The organism is Candidatus Limnocylindrales bacterium, assembly GCA_035559535.1.
In the GTDB taxonomy this organism is placed as follows: Bacteria; Moduliflexota; Moduliflexia; order Moduliflexales; family JAUQPW01; genus JAUQPW01.
Genome location: DATMBG010000010.1, coordinates 45,020 through 63,706, shown reverse-complemented (window position 1 = coordinate 63,706; position 18,687 = coordinate 45,020). Strand labels below are relative to the sequence as shown.

General features: G+C 45.1%; 13 protein-coding genes. 9 read left to right on the top strand and 4 right to left on the bottom strand.

Features of this window, described 5'->3' with window-relative positions; translation table 11 throughout:
• Nucleotides 1–270 precede the first annotated feature (270 nt).
• Nucleotides 271–1,965: an EAL domain-containing protein gene (locus VNM22_02645; GenBank protein ID HWP46038.1), complete on the bottom strand. Its 1,695-nt coding sequence runs from the start codon at nucleotides 1,963–1,965 to the stop codon at nucleotides 271–273.
• Between the two features lie 830 nt (nucleotides 1,966–2,795).
• On the opposite strand from VNM22_02645, the gene VNM22_02640 reads away from it, so the two are divergent.
• Nucleotides 2,796–3,665 (top strand): RNA polymerase sigma factor RpoD/SigA, encoded by an 870-nt coding sequence (locus VNM22_02640; GenBank protein ID HWP46037.1) that lies wholly within the window; start codon nucleotides 2,796–2,798, stop codon nucleotides 3,663–3,665.
• 1,124 nt (nucleotides 3,666–4,789) lie between these two features.
• Nucleotides 4,790–6,961 carry an SO_0444 family Cu/Zn efflux transporter gene (locus VNM22_02635; GenBank protein ID HWP46036.1) on the top strand — a complete coding sequence of 724 codons (2,172 nt, stop codon included), beginning with the start codon at nucleotides 4,790–4,792 and terminating at the stop codon, nucleotides 6,959–6,961.
• A 236-nt stretch (nucleotides 6,962–7,197) separates the two neighbouring features.
• Here the strand turns inward: VNM22_02635 and VNM22_02630 are convergent, their stop codons facing one another.
• The gene (locus VNM22_02630; GenBank protein HWP46035.1) at nucleotides 7,198–7,416 is read right to left on the bottom strand and encodes a hypothetical protein; all 219 of its coding nucleotides are present in this window, start codon (nucleotides 7,414–7,416) and stop codon (nucleotides 7,198–7,200) included.
• A gap of 400 nt (nucleotides 7,417–7,816) precedes the next feature.
• On the opposite strand from VNM22_02630, the gene VNM22_02625 reads away from it, so the two are divergent.
• From VNM22_02625 to VNM22_02615, 3 genes are all read left to right on the top strand, one after another.
• Entirely contained in the window at nucleotides 7,817–9,742 is a 1,926-nt protein-coding gene (locus VNM22_02625) for a hypothetical protein (protein ID HWP46034.1), read from the top strand.
• A 4-nt stretch (nucleotides 9,743–9,746) separates the two neighbouring features.
• Nucleotides 9,747–11,033, top strand: a complete 1,287-nt coding sequence (locus VNM22_02620) for a substrate-binding domain-containing protein (GenBank protein ID HWP46033.1) — start codon at nucleotides 9,747–9,749, stop codon at nucleotides 11,031–11,033.
• 142 nt (nucleotides 11,034–11,175) lie between these two features.
• Nucleotides 11,176–11,958: a hypothetical protein gene (locus VNM22_02615; GenBank protein ID HWP46032.1), complete on the top strand. Its 783-nt coding sequence runs from the start codon at nucleotides 11,176–11,178 to the stop codon at nucleotides 11,956–11,958.
• Here VNM22_02615 and VNM22_02610 read toward each other — a convergent pair.
• Both VNM22_02610 and VNM22_02605 read right to left on the bottom strand, forming a co-directional pair.
• Nucleotides 11,955–13,910 (bottom strand): patatin-like phospholipase family protein, encoded by a 1,956-nt coding sequence (locus VNM22_02610; GenBank protein ID HWP46031.1) that lies wholly within the window; start codon nucleotides 13,908–13,910, stop codon nucleotides 11,955–11,957. The two genes, VNM22_02615 and VNM22_02610, sit on opposite strands and share 4 nt — an antisense overlap.
• 33 nt (nucleotides 13,911–13,943) lie before the next feature.
• Nucleotides 13,944–14,705 (bottom strand): DUF4388 domain-containing protein, encoded by a 762-nt coding sequence (locus VNM22_02605; GenBank protein ID HWP46030.1) that lies wholly within the window; start codon nucleotides 14,703–14,705, stop codon nucleotides 13,944–13,946.
• A gap of 279 nt (nucleotides 14,706–14,984) precedes the next feature.
• Between VNM22_02605 and VNM22_02600 the strand changes: the two genes are divergently transcribed.
• The 4 genes from VNM22_02600 (at nucleotide 14,985) to VNM22_02585 (ending at nucleotide 18,679) form a co-directional block, all read left to right on the top strand.
• Nucleotides 14,985–16,181, top strand: coding sequence for a response regulator (locus tag VNM22_02600; protein ID HWP46029.1), 1,197 nt, complete (start codon nucleotides 14,985–14,987; stop codon nucleotides 16,179–16,181).
• Between the two features lie 420 nt (nucleotides 16,182–16,601).
• Nucleotides 16,602–17,261, top strand: a complete 660-nt coding sequence (locus tag VNM22_02595; protein ID HWP46028.1) for an RraA family protein — start codon at nucleotides 16,602–16,604, stop codon at nucleotides 17,259–17,261.
• Between the two features lie 192 nt (nucleotides 17,262–17,453).
• Nucleotides 17,454–18,227, top strand: coding sequence for an alpha/beta fold hydrolase (locus tag VNM22_02590; protein HWP46027.1), 774 nt, complete (start codon nucleotides 17,454–17,456; stop codon nucleotides 18,225–18,227).
• Entirely contained in the window at nucleotides 18,224–18,679 is a 456-nt protein-coding gene (locus tag VNM22_02585) for a MaoC family dehydratase (protein ID HWP46026.1), read from the top strand. The genes VNM22_02590 and VNM22_02585 overlap by 4 nt, the downstream gene beginning before the upstream one ends.
• Nucleotides 18,680–18,687 lie beyond the last annotated feature (8 nt).

Below are 18,687 nucleotides of genomic sequence, written 5' to 3'. Positions count from 1 at the left end.
ACTAAAGTCTGTCTGATAGAAAAGACAAGGAAATATTTTTTACTCTCTTATGGATTTTTTCCGCCGTTCTCTATTTGCTGCTCGCCATTTGCTATTCGTCGGGGATAGGATCCTGTTTCCCCTGGCTTACACCAGGGTTATCCCCAGGTCACCCGGCTGGGACTAGCCTTCTTATCCTGGTACATATGTTCCTGTTCTCCCCTCAAGGGGGGAAGGGAGGTACTCAGGCCGAAAATAAGGCTTTCCCCTTCTTAGCTGGATGCTTATAGATTATTCCTTCCGTTCCATCTCCTGTCGGAGTAACTCCTCAAATTCTTCAGCCGGTAAAGGTTTACTGAACAGATAACCCTGAACTTCATCACCCTGGAGTTGTTTAAGAAAGTTAAGCTGTTCTTGGGTTTCCACACCTTCGGCCACCACTTCGAGTTTTAAGCCGTGGGCCAGGGTGATAACGACCTTTGCAATCATGGCATCGTTGGGATCTGTAGTCAGGTCCCGGATAAAGGACTGATCCAGTTTTAGAGTATGGAAGGGAAATTTTTTTAGATAGCTGAGGGAAGAGTAGCCGGTACCGAAGTCATCGATGGAGATATGGATTCCCATTTCTTTGAGGTGATACAGTACCGGAAGGGTATATTCGGCATTTTGCATGGCGGCACTTTCGGTAATTTCTAGCTCTAAGTAATGGGGGTGGAGGCCGGTTTCTTTTAATACCTGAGCGACCCTTTCAACCAGGTTAGGTTGTTGGAACTGCCGCGCCGAGAGGTTTACGCCGACCCGTAAGGGAGGAAAACCTGCTTCCTGCCAGGCTTTGGTTTGTTCACAGGCGGTCCGTAAGACCCACTCACCAAGAGGTATAATGAGTCCGGTTTCTTCGGCCAAGGGAATAAATTTTACCGGCGAGATCAATCCCAGTTCCGGGTGTTGCCAGCGTACCAAAGCCTCCATGCCGATAATCCGTTTTGTGTTAATCTTCACCCGGGGCTGGTAGTAAATTACAAATTCCTTACGTTCCAGTGCGCGACGCAGGTTAGTTTCCAGGGTCAGCCGCTCCAGGGTCTTAGCATTCATGGCCGGCGTATAAAATTGATAGACATTCCGGCCCTGCTCTTTAGCACGATATAAAGCAGTATCGGCGTTTTTCAGCAAGGTCTGGGTATCCTCTCCATCACTGGGATATAGAGTAATTCCGATACTGGCGGTGATATGAAAATCGTAGCCCCCGAAATTGAACGGAGGTTTAAGGGCATGAAGAATTTTTTGAGTCACTCTGGCCACATTCTCTGCATGGGTCACCCGGGTAAGTAATAAAGCGAATTCATCACCTCCCATACGAGCTACCGTATCGGTTCCCCGCAAAGCATCTCTTAACCGATGGGCTACGTTTTGAAGCAATTGATCTCCTACCGAATGGCCCAGAGTATCGTTGATAAGCTTAAAATGATCCAGGTCCAGGAACATCACCGCCAACCCCTGCTTATCCCGCCGTGCATGGGCCAACTCCAGGGTAAGGCGATCCTCAAAGAGCATTCGATTCGGTAGCCCGGTCAGAGGGTCGTGATACACTTGCTGCCATATTGTTTCTGCGGCCTGTTTGACTTCGGCAAGCTCCGTCTGCCGTCTTTTTCGCAAAAAATATAGACCCGTTGCAATCAGTAATAAACCTCCGGTTCGAAGAAGTCCTTCGATTATTATGTTCCATCTCTCTAATTCCTTTGCAAATCCACACAAAAAGTCTAAAAGAAAACTATAACTGACTAAGCCCCAACCGATTTCCAAAGCAGGAACCTGCCATTTTCTAACAAAAAGGTAACCAACAATGAAAACAATCAGAGAAGCCCCCTCAAAAGAAAGGTCCATCCAATCCCATGGGAATTCTAAAGGAAAAGAATAGAACCAGAGGAATGGGGTTGCTACACTAACAGCCAGAAATATCCACCCAAACAGAGTATTAAATCTTTCCATTTGAAATCCTTAAAATGAAACCCTTAAAAGTACTTTTCAAATCATCAGACAAATTCTTGAATACTTTTATGAATCAGTTTGCATAATCCTTTTTATTTTATCAAACGAAGACGTTTAACCTACTGGGTTACTTTCCCATCTGCATTTCCGAAAAAGGTGGAGCCAGCAAAGGACTTCCTCGCGGAGTTCTTTTTGAACCCTATCCAAGGCGCCTTTCGCAATAAGAGAGGGAATACTCTAAACCGACCCAAGTGGTGAAAAACCCTTCTGAGTCCTACACGTTGGTTAAGAGAGTCGTGGTTATAATACCCTTAACAGGATCATAAGAGGTTAAACGGACACCTATTTTATACCTTATGCAAGGTCTGAACCACGATTCGGGATTAGAAGCAGGAGAATCCAACCTTGAGAATTCCTGTAACCGGGCAGATAAGTAATCGGCTATGGATAATCCTTCAATAGACCCATCGGTGAGGGAATTGAATAGCCTTAAAGGATTATAGGTTGAGGGCGGCAGAACCGTAGTCTGGGGGAGTGAAACAGAATCGCCATAGAAATATAATCTGATTTATAGGGAGGATCCTATAGAGCTGCTCTTACCATTTATGGCGCCTTTCCATATAAAAAATAGTATAAGTCCCTGGTCGACGAAGCCTCTACCTTTTTCATCCTGTTCAACCGGACCTGGAGGGAAAAAACTCAAAAAACTCTATGACTTTTTATTTGAATAACCCTTGCATATTCAGAGGGGTATACCTAGTTTGACAGTATTAAGCTAAAAACAAAGGGTAAAATCGATTGTATGAATTAATGAAAGGTCATCTTCTTCTATGAAGAATCCAAAAAAACATGGCTCTGCAAGGGAAATCTCCACCGATGAGGGCCTTGCCCTTTACCTGCAGGAGATTGGGAAGATCCCTCCTACAACCCGAGAGGAAGAACGGGAACTGGCCGAGCGGATTCAGAAGGGGGATCAGGAAGCTCTGAACCGTCTGGTAGAGGGAAACCTGAAGTTTGTGGTCAAAGTAGCCCAGGGGTACCAGGGATGTGGGTTGTCCCTGATGGATTTGATCAACGAAGGCAATCTGGGGCTTATTGAGGCGGCCAAGCGCTTTGATCCTTCCAAGAACGTCAAGTTCATCTCGTACGCGGTGTGGTGGATCCGGCAGTCCATTTTACGGGCTTTATCCGAGCAGGGTCGTACCATTCGGCTGCCCTTGAAGCAGGGCGGGCTTTTAACCAGGCTTGGAAAGGTATACAACGATTTAGTCCAGGAGAAAGGAGGGGAAGAGCCCACTCCTAAGGAAATTGCCGAACGAATGGAGATTCCAGAGGAGCAGGTTCGGGTTATTTTGGAATTTTCCAAAAAGCCCGTATCCCTGGATATGCCGACGGCAGAGGATGAAAATGCCACATTAATGAACCTTATCGCCAGCAAGGAAAGTCCGGCTCCGGACAAAGCTCTCGTCGACCAAACCCTTATTGAAGAGCTTCAGGAGCTTTTAAACCAACTGGACCCTCGGGAGGCTCTGATCCTGCGATTACGTTTTGGCATCGATGGGGAAGGTCCTTTGACGTTAGAAGAAATCGGGAAGCGTTTAAACCTGAGTCGGGAAAGGGTCCGACAGCTTGAAAAACGGGCCAAGATCAGGTTGAGGAAGCTGGCCAATGCCAGAAGTCTGGGAGATTATTTGAATTGATTTCTCTCCGTATCCCAAAATACAACGTATTATCGGGGCTACGAAGGTCCTTATCCCCGTCGAAGAAGTAATCAAGATGCCGAACCCTGGTTATTACTATGGGTACCTGCGGAGTTACGTATCAGCAACCGGCTTAGCCGGACCCCAAACCTCTTCTTAAAGAGAAACGAATCCCCTCAGTTAGCCAAAAGCCCAGAAACTTTTGTCCTTAGAGGGCTTTCCTTCTTTGGAAGGTTACCCCTTATAGACTTTTTCTTGTATGCCAAATAGTTGAAACCATAAGTGATGGAATCTGGAAATTTTTATCTTGACAGAACACGAAGTGTTGCTGTTAAATAATCCTAATTGGAAGGGTTAAGAGGAAAGCTTTGTGTTTTGCAATCCTATAGGATGTTTTTGCTAGTAAATGTTTTCTCCTCTAGGTTAAAACCCCTGAGTCCCTGATGGAATAAAATTCTAGACTGGGAGCCTAAACTTTGCGTTCTATCATTATATGCTTACTTATCTTACTTCCCTATACTGGGAATTGTCAACTACTAGGGTGGTACGCGGAAGATTTTGAGCTGCTTCCTGTTGGGGAAATTAAGTCAGATCTAAGTAAGGCAGGGATTGTTTTCCTCTTTCCCCGTTCCTTCACGGTAAAACGAATACCTTTTACCTCCTACCTAAAATATTATCCTGCCTTCCGAGCTAGTAAAGCCTATCAGGAAACAAAGGCTGCAAAGACGCTCCTGACCATTCGCAATTTTTCTCATACCCTACGAAGTGATTTTTATTCCTCCGTTGTTGCCCAAGGTATCGGAGTAATAAAGATACCATCCTCTGAAGATACCGACGAATCTTTTATATCACATCTTGTTTGAGATAACTTCCTGTTTTTCCAAAGGCCCTTTAAATCCCTAGATAGGGGGTTCCTCTCTTTTTCGAAATCTCTTAATGTTGCGATTATAGATTTTCATAAAGAAGGCACTGCAACAAAGTCTACGGGATAAACAGAGGAAAAAACCTTAGCTTAAATTGCAAAGTGTAAATTTATCTGTCAGAGGGGATATTTGGTGATGATCTCAAACCCGGTATCAGATACCTGACCGAGGTGCTAAGATCTTGCATCAGAGTTTTATGTTATGATAGATTTTTTATTCCAAATCCTTCAAGAGACCTGGATCATCCTTAAAGAAGCCTCCGTCTTCCTATTATTTGGTTATCTGGTAGGCGTTCTTATCATCTTGTTGATCCCTGCGAGGGCCATCCTTACGTACCTGGGAACCGGAAAGATCAAATCGGTTTTCTGGGCATCTCTAATTGGAGTACCCATGCCACTCTGTTCTTGTGGCGTTGTGCCAACTGCCCTCTCCTTAAAAAAACAGGGTGCTAATAATGGAGCAACAGTTTCTTTTCTGATTTCGACTCCCGAGATGGATGTAGATACCATCTTCGTCAGTTATGCTTTAATGGATCCTATCATGGCAACTATACGTCCCATAGCTGCTTTTGTTACAGCGGTAACAGCTGGGATCGTTACCAATTTCTGGGGGGATCAAAAACAAAATACTCAAACGCCTGATCCACCTTTTACACCCCAGGATCATGGTCCTGCTGTAGCTAGGAACTCCCATTCTTTGCCAGATCATCATTCCCATGCTCTCAAAGAAGAATCTTACTTTGAGACCGTGCTTGGACCTGTAGGTGTGTCTGGCGGCTGGATCCAGAAGTTTTATAGAACGTTTCAACAATTGATTGATGATACCTCTTACTGGGTAACAGTGGGAGTAATCTTATCCGGGGTTATCGCGGTTCTTCTCCCGGCGTCTGTTATCGAAAAATATTTAAGGGGTGGTTTTATGAGCATGTTGGTTATGCTGCTTATTGGTATTCCTATGTATACCTGTGCCACCGCTTCCACTCCCATTGCTGCAACCCTGATCCTAAAAGGGTTAAATCCAGGAGCGGCACTGATTTTTCTCTTATCTGGACCCGCCACAAACCTTGGAACCATAGTCGTCCTTCTAAAATTTCTGGGGCGCAGAGTCGTGGCCCTCTATCTGGGAACCATTGTTGTGGTAAGTTTGTTAGCTGGGTATGTAGTCAACTGGATATATTGGAGCTCTGGCCTGGATCCTCGAATGACCTTTGGGGCCGCCTCCAATCTGATTCCTGAGAGCATCAAAACCGTTGCGGCTCTCGGAGTAATCAGTTTGTTTATTCTCAGCTTCCGACGAACCAATGTTCCAGAAGAATGGATCCATCTTCGGGATAAGTTTAGCTCCCTAACAGGTTTCCATTTAACGGCTATCCGGATCAAAGCGGGTGCTCTCATTGCACTTGCGGTTATATATTTGTATAGCGGTTTCGTTACAATCCAACCCGGAGAGATCGGAGTAAAATTACGGTTTGGTAAGATCATTGCCTCCAACCTTGCTCCCGGCCTTCATTACCACGTTCCATGGCCTATTGAAAAAATTGAAAAGGTCCATAAGGATTTGATTCGAAGGGTTGAGCTTGGATTTAGAACGAATAATCTTTCCTTAGATAGCCAGAATCAGGTCAAAGCCCAGACAGTGACCGAGGGTTCAAACTTAGGCTCACAGTTCATGGTTTCGAATAGTCTTTGGTCTGAACAGAAACAGATAGAGGAGGAATCTTTCTTCCTGACCGGGGATGAGAACATTGTGGATATCAATCTAACGGTACACTATAAGGTGAAGGATCCGGTACAATATGCGTATCGGATGAACGAACCGGACCGTCTGGTACGGAGCTTCACATTATCTGGACTTCGTGAAGTCATTGGACAGATGAAAATTGATGCCGTGCTTACCATAGAAAGGGGAAATATAGAAAGGAAGGTCCAGCATCTTCTGCAAGAGGCTCTAGATGCCTATGAAGCCGGTATAGAAGTTCTCTTTGTTCAACTGTTGGCTGTAGATGCTCCCCGGGAGGTTCATTCTGCATTCCGGGATGTGGCCAGTGCCCAGGAGGATAAACTCCATATCATTAACCGAGCATTAACCTTTGCAGAAGAATCAGTGAATCAGGCTAAAGGGGAAGCTGCAAAAACGATCCAATCCGGCCTGGCCTTCAAGGAGGAAAAAATCTTAAAAGCCCAGGGAGATGCACAAGCCTTTACTCTCAGGAATCAGGCTTACCAGATTTCTCCTGAACTTAATCAGTTCCGTCTTTATCTGGAAACTATGGAAACCATTTTACCTAAAGTTCAAAAAACCTTGAGACCTGGGCCTCGTGATATCAAAGACGTTGATCTTTGGAGATGGAGCGCCACACCCGCAGAGCCCTGATAGGAACCCCTTTCAGATAGTAACATGAAGTAGGGCTAAATAATATAAAATAAAGACTTGAGTTTGGAAGCTCCCCTGGGCGGAAATTACCGAACTTTTTGTATTAACCCTCCTTCCGATGCAAGGGATCTTTTTGAAGCCATTGCGCAAATAACTTAAACAGTCCTCCAGATCGTATAGGCCAGTATGATAAAGATATCTTCGATCATTCTGGGATCTGAATTCGTCCCAATTGTTCAAGGTCCAGGAGTTACCTGACCCATCCATGTCGCCTGGCTGAGGTCGGGAGGAATCTCCCCTGGAGCAATGGCGACTATGGATGAGGTACCGGATGTTGCACAAACCATGGTCATGGCTTCCCGGATTGATATCCCATGGCGCTGTACGAAATATGGGAACCTTATCGTAGCCAGATTCACAGTCAGGGTGGGCATCCCACAGATGAGAGCGTTCACGAATCGGTGCCCCTAACATTGAGACCGTTTCAAAGTTAAAATTTACAGGTTAAGAGAAAAGATGGGGGTTTACTTATTTTAGAAAAGGAAAAGATTTGCCAGAACGATCAAATCGCTCTCTGCAGGGAAGTTTAAGAAGGCCAGGTCCTGTTGTTTCAAGTTTCGATACGCTTTGGCCAGATCTTTTTCCTCAGATTCGATGGGTTTCAGGACGTTGAATCTAAAGTTACACCTCAGGGTAGTATAAACAGCAAAAGGAAAAAGATGCAAAGGTCACCACTTTGAATCTTGTACAAAGCACACTTTTCCCTTGACAAGTTGCGAACTTATGATAATTAACAAAGGTTAATTTTAAAACTGTCACCGGATGGAATCTAGTTTTTAAAAGAAGGAGATAACCATGTTTGGGGGAGGAGAGATTGATCTTATATTTGCAGGGGTTAGAGCGGCCTTAAAGTTTGGTTTTGGAATTCAAAATTTGGTTACCCAGAAAGTGGTCCAGGAGAAGATTGTATTGCCCAGGCCTAAGAAAGAAACCGGGTGGTTAATAGTTGAAGATTACTTTCAAAATGAAGGAAAAAATCTGGTTCGGCCCGGAGGGCCTTATCATAAACCCTGGCAGGATAAGGATGTTCCGGAAACAGCGGAAACAAGTATTCAATCCCTTATTGAGGCTTACGAAGGAATCCTGGGAGCTAAAAGTATTATCAAAGTTTTTAAGAATGCTCCAGAGTTTCAAACTATCTTTGCCCATGTGGAGGAAGAGGAGCAATATGCCGCAATTGCCGCTTTGTTTAAAATAGAAGAGAAAAAGAAAAGCAAGCTATTTACAAAAATTTTTGATCTCACGTTGAGTGTAGTAAGGGAAAATGCACCGCTTTTCGCCGAAAGCAATCCTACCCTCTCCAGAGCCATTACCACCTTTTTACAGGTTTTCCCAACCGATGTAACGGCCCTCAGCAAAGATGAGATCTTCAAGGGGCTTTTAGATACCACCCTTAAAATCGCCGCCAATAATTCAAGTTTGTTTTTAGGCGATAATAAATTCGGCTCGGTCCTAAGGGCAGTTCTAAATCATGCTTCCGATCATATTACCGTAGCAACCAAGGGAAATTATCTGAAAGAGCTCCTCCAGGCAACCATCGATGGGGTTTCTAAAACCACCGGATTGTGGATAAATAAAGAAGTCTTGCAGGATGTGATTACATCGGTTTTGGATGTCGTTTCGGTTAATCTTCGACAAGATAGTGTCTTCCGAACCCAAACCCTGACGGATATTTTACAGATAGCGCTGGATAGCATATCCCGCAATGCTTCGTTAATAGGGGGGGGAGAAAACCTGGCTTCTATGGTTCTGAGCTCGGTCCTTCAGGTTGCCAATCAAGATCTCAGCAGGTTATTGAATCCTAATAAGGCCCTGTTCTCGGATATTCTTAAAATTTCACTTGAAACTATCGGAAAGAATTCAGCCGTATTTCTTCAAAATCAAGATGTCGTTTCCCAGGTTTTGAAGGGTGTTTTGCAAGCTGTGGGAGAGAATCCGGACGCGGCGGTTAGTGGAGAGTTGTTTAAACAGCTTTTTGTAACCTCTTTAACCGAAACCCTGCGAAATTTGCAGCTTATCCTCAGCTCCCAACCTGTCCGAAAGCCCGGTAAGGGTGGTCGGAAACATGAACCGGCTTCTTCTTCGGATTTTCAGCCCGATCTTTTGTCCCAGACGATGAAATCTATCTTAAAAGCCCTGTCAGGAGCCGTTGCTCAATTTATAACCGAAGATCAAAAAACCCAGATAACCCAACTGGCCATGAATATTGTCACCAGAAATTCCGCTATTTTTGAGCGCTATCCCAATTTACTTGCCGATACCCTGGTGACGACTCTGGAAGCTATCTATCGAGGTTCAAACCGCTTAGTGGCCGGAGTTTTGTTAGAAGATACCGTCCGGTTAGCCCTGATTACCGTAGCCAGGAATCCAGGTTTGTACGATCAAGAGAAACTGCTGCTACCCGGAGTTCTCGATTCGCTATTTCAGGTAGCCACCGAGGATAAATCGACCTTGATCCGGGGAGATCTCTTGATGGATTTGGTACAAACTGCCTTAAAAATTGTTTCAACACGTCCGAAGGCCTTCCTTTCAGATAATAAACTGCTGTCCCGGACTTTAACGCTCACTTTACCGATTCTATCTGAGAAGTCAGAAGATTCCCTCACAGGAGAAAATATGGTACGGACTTTCACCCTGGTATTGGAGGCCGTTTCCAAAGAGCCTGATCTTATCCGAAAGAAGGATTTCAGGGCGTTTGTGATCGATTCTATGAAAGGATAAGAAAATGAATCGAAGGGAATTTCTGAAAGCCACTGCTGCCACTGCAGCAGGAATGGTATTAGAAGCCGGTCAATCTTCCCTTTCTTTTCCGGCTATTTTAAAAGGAACCCAGCTCCACCTGCTTCAATGGAGTAATTTTATTTCCCAGGCGGATGTAGAGCTTCAAAGACAGGCCAGTGAATGGGGAAAACAGATGGGGGTGAAGGTAACCATTGAGACGATCAATGCCAATGATCTTCAGGCCCGAATTGCAGCAGCCGTCGAGAACGGAATAGGCCCAGATATTATCCAGATGCTCCGAAACTGGCCCCACTTATACGCCAGTGGATGTATCGATGTAGATGATCTGGCGGAAGAAGTCAAAGCAAGGTATGGAGGTCTTTATAAGTCCTTTGAGGACTACTGCAACATTTCCGGTCACTATAAAGCCGTACCCTATCATGCAGCTTCAGGCTTGCACGTGTATCGAGAGGATTGGTTCCAGGAAGTGGGGGTGGAGAAATTTCCGGATACCTGGGAGGAATATTATCGAATTGGAAAAGAGCTCAAGAGGCGAGGACATCCCTTTGGACAATCGTTGGGACATACCTTTGGAGATGCCCCGGGCTTTTGTCTGGATCTTTTATGGGCCTTTGGGGGTAAAGAGGTAGAAGCCGATGGTAAAACCGTCGCCATCAACAGTCCGGAGAGCCTGCAGGCGGTGGAATTTATGGTAGAACTCTGGCGGGATGCCATGGATGAGACGGGTCTTTCCTGGGACGATACCAGTAACAACCGGGCCTTTTTGGCTGAGCAGATTTCCTGTACCCTCAACGGAGCCAGTATTTATCTGGTTGCCAAGAAGGATTATCCGGAGCTGGCCAGGAAGATTAACCATGGAAGGACTTTAAGAGGTCCGGCTGGAAGGTTTACCGGGATTTTAACCTTTGAGCACGCCATCATGAAGTATTCTAAAAATCAAGGGGCCGCCCGGGAGTTTTTGCAATTTCTCATGGCAAAGGAAAATTACTATAAATGGCTGGATGTGGCTCAAGGATATCTTATCGGACCGGGTCCTGATCAGGAAAACCATCCCCTTTGGCAAAAAGATCCTAAAATGATCGGGTTTCGAGATGTAGGACGATACAGTCGCTCCCTCGGTTATGCCGGCCCCCCTTCTCGTGCCGCCTCGGAAGCCATCTCAAAGTATATCATTGTAGATGTCTTTGCAAAGGCCGTTCAGGGTGAACCACCTAAAAAGGTTTTAGAATGGGCCGAAGCAGAACTACGGGAGATTTATGGGAGAGCTTAAAATCTCTTTTCTGAGAATCGTGAGAACTGGATAAAAAAATCCATTAGGATTTCTATTCTGTTTTCTTCTTTCCCGGCATTCTCTGCGGTTTAATTTTTAACCGCAAAGTTTGCAGAGAAGGCGTAAAGGACACGAAGGGTCTATGATAGCTTCCCGGTTGCCTAATAAATTCCGGCTGGTCTATATTTGTGTGATAATTCTCATTGCAGGATGTACCCCCAGAGAATTAACGCGGGCCAGAGAGTTATTTAACCTGGCATCTGTATATCGTATAAATGGGGAGGACCCTCAGGCTGATCAGGCTTATAGAGACGCTATCCTCTCTTTTCAAAAAATCATTGAGGAAGAAACCAAAGATCCAAAACACCTGGGAAATTTGCAGGTTCTGGCCCAGGCTTATGCTTTGCAGGCCTTTGCTTATATTGAGCTGGGGGAGTTTAAGGAGGCCGAAGAAACCATCCAGCAAGGAAGCAGCATTATGTTAAACGCAAATCCCCGGGAGCGGGAACTTTTCTATATCCTCAGTGGAATCTTACAGACGGCCCAGGCTGCTAGGTTGAATGAAAAGGAGAAAGGCCGATTCCAGCAGAATGTGGTCGATCTCTACAAAGAAGCTGCCGCAACTTTTAAAGCCTTACGGGATATGCCGGGAGTTGAGAGGGATAGTGACATGGTGGCCTATGCCCGGGAAGCGGAAGCCATCAGTTATGGAAATATTGCAGCCGAGTACGAAGCTGATTTTGGGGTTAATAAAAATGTAAACTCTTTAGATAAAGCCATTGAATACTTACAGAAAGCGAAAGAAACCTGCGAGCAGCTCCTGACTAAGGCTTCAAATAAAAATAGACCTTACACCCAATATTTACTTAATCAATATACCCGGGAGCTGGAACTGGCTAAGAGACGGAAGGAAAACATTTCCTAACTTCGCCTGTAGAGTTTTCGCTTACTCCGAATTTCTAAAAGTTTAGGTAACGCTTGCTCGGCAGCCCTTCGACCGGCGTCGATAATTTCAGGTGCTCTTTTAAAGTCCTTCCAACTGAATCCGGTAACCTCAGGTGTGATGGTAAGATCTGCCAGAGTGGCTTTGGAAAGGCCTATCTCATGTTGCAATTTTTGGAATGATCTCATGATGATATCCATCATCTTCCAATCTTCGGTTAAAGCCTCTTCCCGAGTACTTTTTTCCATATCTCCGGAACCGGTGGAGAAATACCGTCTCAGAGGGGACAACGCATTAACCCCTACGACAATATCGGCGCGCATTTCGATAAGATGGCTGACCGGAATGGGATTTATGTTGGACCCATCTACAAAAGTTTTTCCTCCTATCTTTACAGGTGGAAACAGACCTGGTACGGCCATGGAGGCTTGAAGGGCATCCCATAAAGAACCCTTTTCAAAGGCAACGTCTTTTCCGGTTTCTAATTCCATGGTAATAATCCGAAGGGGGATTTTTAACCGGCCAAACGTCTTCAAGGGTCCCAGAAAGCTTGCAATGAGTTTAAGAACTTTTTTGTTTGATAGGAATCCCCCTTGAAAAATCCTGAAGTCCCTCAAGGTCCCCAATTCATACTCATAGGCCAATTGGGAGGCGATCTCGATGAGATTTTTACTTCTGACTCCCGAAGCATAGGCTGCTCCAATGATCGCTCCGGTGTTGGTGGCTGCTATGAGGTCTATGGGTATCTTATTCTGTTCCAGGACATCCAGAACCCCTATATGGGCCAATCCCCTTGCCGCAACCCCGCCCAGGGCAATACCCAATTTTAGCCCGGTAATGTGCCTGGCCAACCTATGAATGGCCTCACTGGTAGGATTATCTGAAGCTTTCTCAACAATCAATTCCCCGGCTTTATGAAACGGCTCGAGGAATTCAGGCCCCCAATCTATTATCAAAGGTGGCGCTCCTGTCAAGAACTCCTCCACTGCACCAGGGTGTTGAGGGGTCTGGTAATATACAGTGATAACCTCCTGCTGATCGAACATATGGACCGGAGGTTCTTCCCCAAAGGGAATTAAAAGGACAATTTTGTCCGATAGGTCTAAAGCTTCAAAAGTACCTTTTGTAATTTCCGGACTCGTATTTATTACCGTATAGCTAAACTTCTCCTTGAGAATAGATAAAATCCGGGCTATTTTCTCTCGACCGATTTTCCCTTCTCTAAGAAATTCAGGAGATAAAGCTAAAAGCTCTAAACCCGAGGGATGGGAAATCAACATCTTTTCTACGAGTTCCTGATTGATTTCTTCGTCCTTAATTTCTTTGTCTGAATCCAGCCTCAAAATCTTGACCAGATTAGGATTCTTAAGGGAGAGATCTAAGACGGCGACCGAGGTTTCGGTTTGTTTCAAAATGCTGGCGGCCAGGTTACTCGTTAAGAAAGCGCCTTCGATTTCTTTCCTAGGATGGTAAATGGCTATAATACTATGGGTTTTGGGGTTACGTTGGACAAGTCCTTTGGTTTTTAAGGAGAGCCTTTGACTCAGGGTTCTAATGACGTTGTGTAAGATCTTAGGCTCTCGATGATAGATCTCTTCAAAAACTGCTTTAGGGATGATGAGGATCTCTGCATCGATGACCACCTCTGCGGTAACGGATCTGATTTCATGGGTGATAACCGAAGTTTCACCAAAAAAATCTCCGGCGTGCAGGTACATGAGTACCTCCGGTCGTCCCTGTTGATTTCGTTCGATGATTTTGACCTGTCCCGAGAGGATAAGATACAGAGCCTGACTGGGATCTCCTTCTTTAAAGATGATGGCCCCTCGGGAGTAATATTTTTTCTCCAATTGAGGGAGAACTCTCCGGAGTTCTGCTACCTCTACCCCTGTAAATAATGCGCTCTTTCTCAGTTCTTGAAGATTAAGCATCATTCCCGCCATTCTCCTGGATAGTGAAAAAGTGGGTTAACGAATTCCACATTTCAACACAACCCAGCGGGCTGATTCCCCCTTTGGCATTTTTTCAGGGTCTGCTCGTCCGAAGGAAAAAACTCCTTCTTCCCAATCTACAAGGGCTTGAAGGGCTTCGGTTCCTTCTAGCCTCCGTTTAGGAGAACTCGTCGTATCCACCAGAATCGCTTTGGTAACATCTCCATACCGCAGGTGGAGTGTACCTGTTTGCTTCGTTCTGGGATTTGTCAAAGTCGCATATCCAGAGGCCCTTACCAAACTTAACATATGAAGCAGGGAAGGCAGATGTTCTTCGGCCAGATTGGCTACCAGGGATGTATGTTTACTCAAACTCCCTCCACCGGATCGAGAAAGCTGATCTAAAGAGCTCCGAAGCTCTCTGAAAAAATCCGAAAAGGCAGAGATATGGGTAGGTTTTACAAGATAGGTGATTTGCCCTTTGAGGGTGTCCTTAGCATCCTGGGTTAAACTCCCCTCTTCCAAAATAAACAGGATGGGAGTCTCTGGCTGGGTTCCTCTCAAAAGAGTCTTTACTTTATTCTGGAACTCTAAAGGGGAAATACCTCCCAACATATGACCCTCTACCATTACGAGCTCCGGAAGGGGTTCTTTTTCTTCCCGAGCCTGATGAAGCAGGAGATGTAAAGCTGCCTCTAACGAATCTATCCGGATTACCGTATGATCGGCAAGCTCCAAAACAGGAATCAAGTAACCGTTTGTAATCGGGTCCGAACTTATTAACAATATCTTAGCCATATTCCATCATGTTCTAAAAGATAAATTCTGATATCATGGATCCTAACCTCTGGATTAAGAGAAAGCTAAAACAAGTAGAAAAATCGAAAAAAACATATCATGAGGTTTTATAGCTTGTCAAATAAAAAGGCACATAAAAATTTCGTTGACAAGTCCGAGAAGAAATCCTATGCTTGGAGGCATACTTCTAAATCATAGCCATTTTGAACCTCTCCGGTTACAGAGATTTTGAAATAAGGCGGTAAAAGCTTTTCTCATCTGGTATAGGAGATAAAATCCATGGGAAACTCAAAAAAGAGTATCCTCATCGTAGAGGATGAGGAGTTGGTACGGCTGGTTCTGGAAAAAAAGCTGGAACAAGAAGGATACCATATCGTAACGGTTGCAAATGGGCGGGGAGCCATAGAGAAAATTCGACAAACGGAATTCGATCTGGTTTTAACGGACTTAAAACTCCAGGATATAACAGGGTTAGAAGTTTTAGAAGAGGTTAAGAAAGTTTTCCCGGATACTATTGTGGTGGTCCTGACAGGATATGGATCTATGAGCAGTGCCATTGAGGCCATGAGCAAGGGAGCTTACTATTATCTCAACAAACCCTGTTCAGATGAAGAGTTAAAGATTACCATTCGAAGGGGCCTGGAAAAAAGAGAAGCTGCCCAAGAACTGAAACAGAAGAATCTGGAAATACTGGAGACCAATAAAAAATTGGAGGAGACCTTAAACCAGCTCAGAGTCACGCAAAACCAATTGGTTCAGGCCGAAAAGATGGCTTCTTTAGGTCAGCTTTTATCAGGAATCGCCCATGAGATTAATAATCCTCTGGCCGGAGTAATGGGTTATGCGCAGTTGCTTCTTAAAGATCCCGGTCTGGAGGAAAAAGTCCGCCAGAGCCTGGAAAAAATTAATAAAGAGGCCAATCGTATTAATAAAATTATCCAAAACCTTCTTCTCTTTACGCGGGGATCTAAACCCATCAAGCGACCCCTTCAAATAAATGAAGTTCTCGAAAGTGTTTTGGAGTTACGAGCCGCCAGTCTGGCCCAAAATCACATCCAGGTTACAAAGAATTTAGCACCTGGATTGCCTGAAATCCAGGGTGATTTCTATCAGCTTCAGCAAGCTTTTTTAAACATTATAGATAATGCCGAAGAAGCCTTGCTGAAGTCCCAAAGACAAAAAAACTTATATATTAGCTCGGAATTAATTTCCAAACTTCCTCCAGATGAAATCCTCCTCCATCTTCCGCTCCCCTTTATTCGAATTACCCTATCCGATAATGGAGCCGGTATTCCGGAAGCTCATTTAAAAAAGATTTTCGATCCTTTCTTCACCTCCAAAGAGGTGGGTAAGGGAGTGGGACTTGGTTTAAGTGTCAGTTACGGAATTATTCAGGTCCACGGAGGTAAGGTAGATTTAATCAGCCAGGTAGATCAGGGAACTTCTTTTTTCGTCGAGATTCCCCTCTCCCAATGAATTCGAATAAAAACCTGCCAGGCAGGAAGAATGATAGGTCTCGGACCCATTCTAAAATGGGTTTCTAACCGGTATCTTCCATCCCGGCACAACCTCATTCCCCTCCGGGATATTACCTCCGTAAGGCGGGCAACTCGAGAAGGTCCTCGGATATCTGTAACAATTTTGTAAAAAATTGTTACAGATACCACGAATTCCAATATCTTGTTGACCTTCGTGGCCGGATATTGTATTTTACGTTTTACACCTTCCCAAATATCCCCCTCTCCCGCAGCGTGGGAGAGGGGTCGGGGGTGGGGACCACTTAAAAGTCAAGCAAAACCAAGTAAACAAAGTTATGGTATAACCAGAAGCCAAGAGTTGGAAGTCAGAAGGGAAACCCTTGAATTCTGATCTCTGACCCCCTGGCCTCTGTCCATCATGGACTTCAAGCAAAGTAAAGAAATTCTATCTAAACTCGATACGGCCTGCCTTTCCGATGCAAACAAGAACCTGAGAGTCCTGGACTCCGGAATACGTCCTATCCGATCGGGCTTAAAACTTATAGGTATTGCCCATACGGTTTCCTGCTACAATGATTTTTTGACGGTCATCAAAGCCCTTAAAGATGCGCAACCCGGAGAAGTTCTGGTGATTGATGGTCAAGGGGGTTCACGGGCCTTGGTCGGTGAGTTGTTTACCAGGGAAGCCCTACGAAAAGGATTGGCCGGAATCATTGTTGATGGGGCTTGTCGAGATACCTGGAGAATTCGAACTTTACAGCTCCCGGTATATGCAAGATCTATCTCTCCCTTATCCGGTACCACCTCCCGAATTTTTGATACCCAGATTCCCATAACCTGTGGGGGAGTTACGGTGAACCCCGGGGATATTGTTTTCGGAGATGAGGATGGAATTCTTGTCGCAAGCCTCAAGGAATTATCCGAAGCCCTACCCATCGCTCAAGAAATCCAGAGTAAAGAAGAGGAGGTTTATAAACGGATGGATAAGGGCGAAAGCCTTTTGGATATGCTAAATTTTGATGAACATTATGCAAAAGTGTCTGGTGGACAGAAAACTTCTTTGAAATTTATCCTTTAATCTAAGCAGGAAATAAGGTAAAATGCTACCCGTGGCGGGAACAGGGTCTGATAAAACCGGTTTAGCAGATCTTTACTTCCTATCCCTGAAAAGATATGGGGACTTTTGCCGTCGGTCGGTAACATAAGAAGGGCTTCGGAAATACCGGGGTCGAATCCTTATTTAACCGCTCCTGGGAGCTTGAGGTTTATCATGCATCTCTATTATCAAACTTATGGAGAAGGCCATCCCCTGATCATTCTACACGGCCTTTTTGGCTCGCTGGAAAACTGGCACTGGCTAAGTAAGGTGTTTGGGGAATTTTTTAAGGTCTTCGCAGTGGATCAACGTAACCATGGCCGGTCTCCCCACAGTGAAACCCTTAACTATACCGTAATGGCCGAGGATATCCTGCAGCTTATGCAGGAGCAAAATCTTTCCTCCGCCCATGTACTGGGCCACTCCATGGGTGCTAAAACAGCTATGCAACTGGCGATTACCTGTCCCGAAAGGGTAGATACCCTCGTGGTGGTGGACATGGCTCCCAGGGCTTATCCGCCCCATCATGGGGAAATATTTAACGCCCTTTATTCTTTAAATTTAAAATCCTTCAAGACCCGTAAGGAGGTTGATGAGGCCTTGACCGGGAAAATCCCGGACTTTTCTACCCGCCAATTCCTGCTTAAAAATTTAATACCCGATGAATCCGGTGGTTTTCGATGGAGAATGAATCTGGACGCTATTTATCAAAACTATGACGAACTCCTCAAGGGGATAGAGACAGACCGAAAGTTTGAGAAGCCAACCCTGTTCATCAAGGGTGGAAATTCTCCCTACATCCAGGATGAAGATCTGGGGAGCATCCAAAAAATTTTTCCCCGGGCTAAAATCCGGGTTGTGGAAGGTGTAGGACATTGGGTTCATGCAGAGGCCCCCCAGGAGTTTTCTAAAATTGTTTTAGATTTTTTGGAGGAAAACAGTCTATGAAAATTCTATCCGGCCTTAAAGAACTCAAGGACTACGTTGGAAAAGAAATTGGGGTCTCGGAGTGGTTTGAGATAACCCAAGATCGCATCAAGGCCTTTGCCGATGTTACCGGAGATCATCAGTGGATCCATGTGGACGTGGAGCGGGCAAAAAAGGAATCCCCCTATGGGGTACCCATCGCCCATGGTTATCTGACCCTTTCCCTGGCTCCGAAATTCATCAACGAAATCTACCAGGTAGAAGGAATTAAGCTGCGCATCAACTATGGGTTAAACAAAGTTCGCTTTACGGGTCCTGTACCTGCCGGAAGTCGGATTCGCATGCGGATACTGCTCATTGAACTGGAGGAGATCAAAGAAGGAGCTCGAACCCTCATGAGATTGACCTTTGAACGGGAAGGACAGGAAAAGCCGGTTTGTGTGGCAGAAGCCATAACGTTATGGTATGTTTAAATTTAATG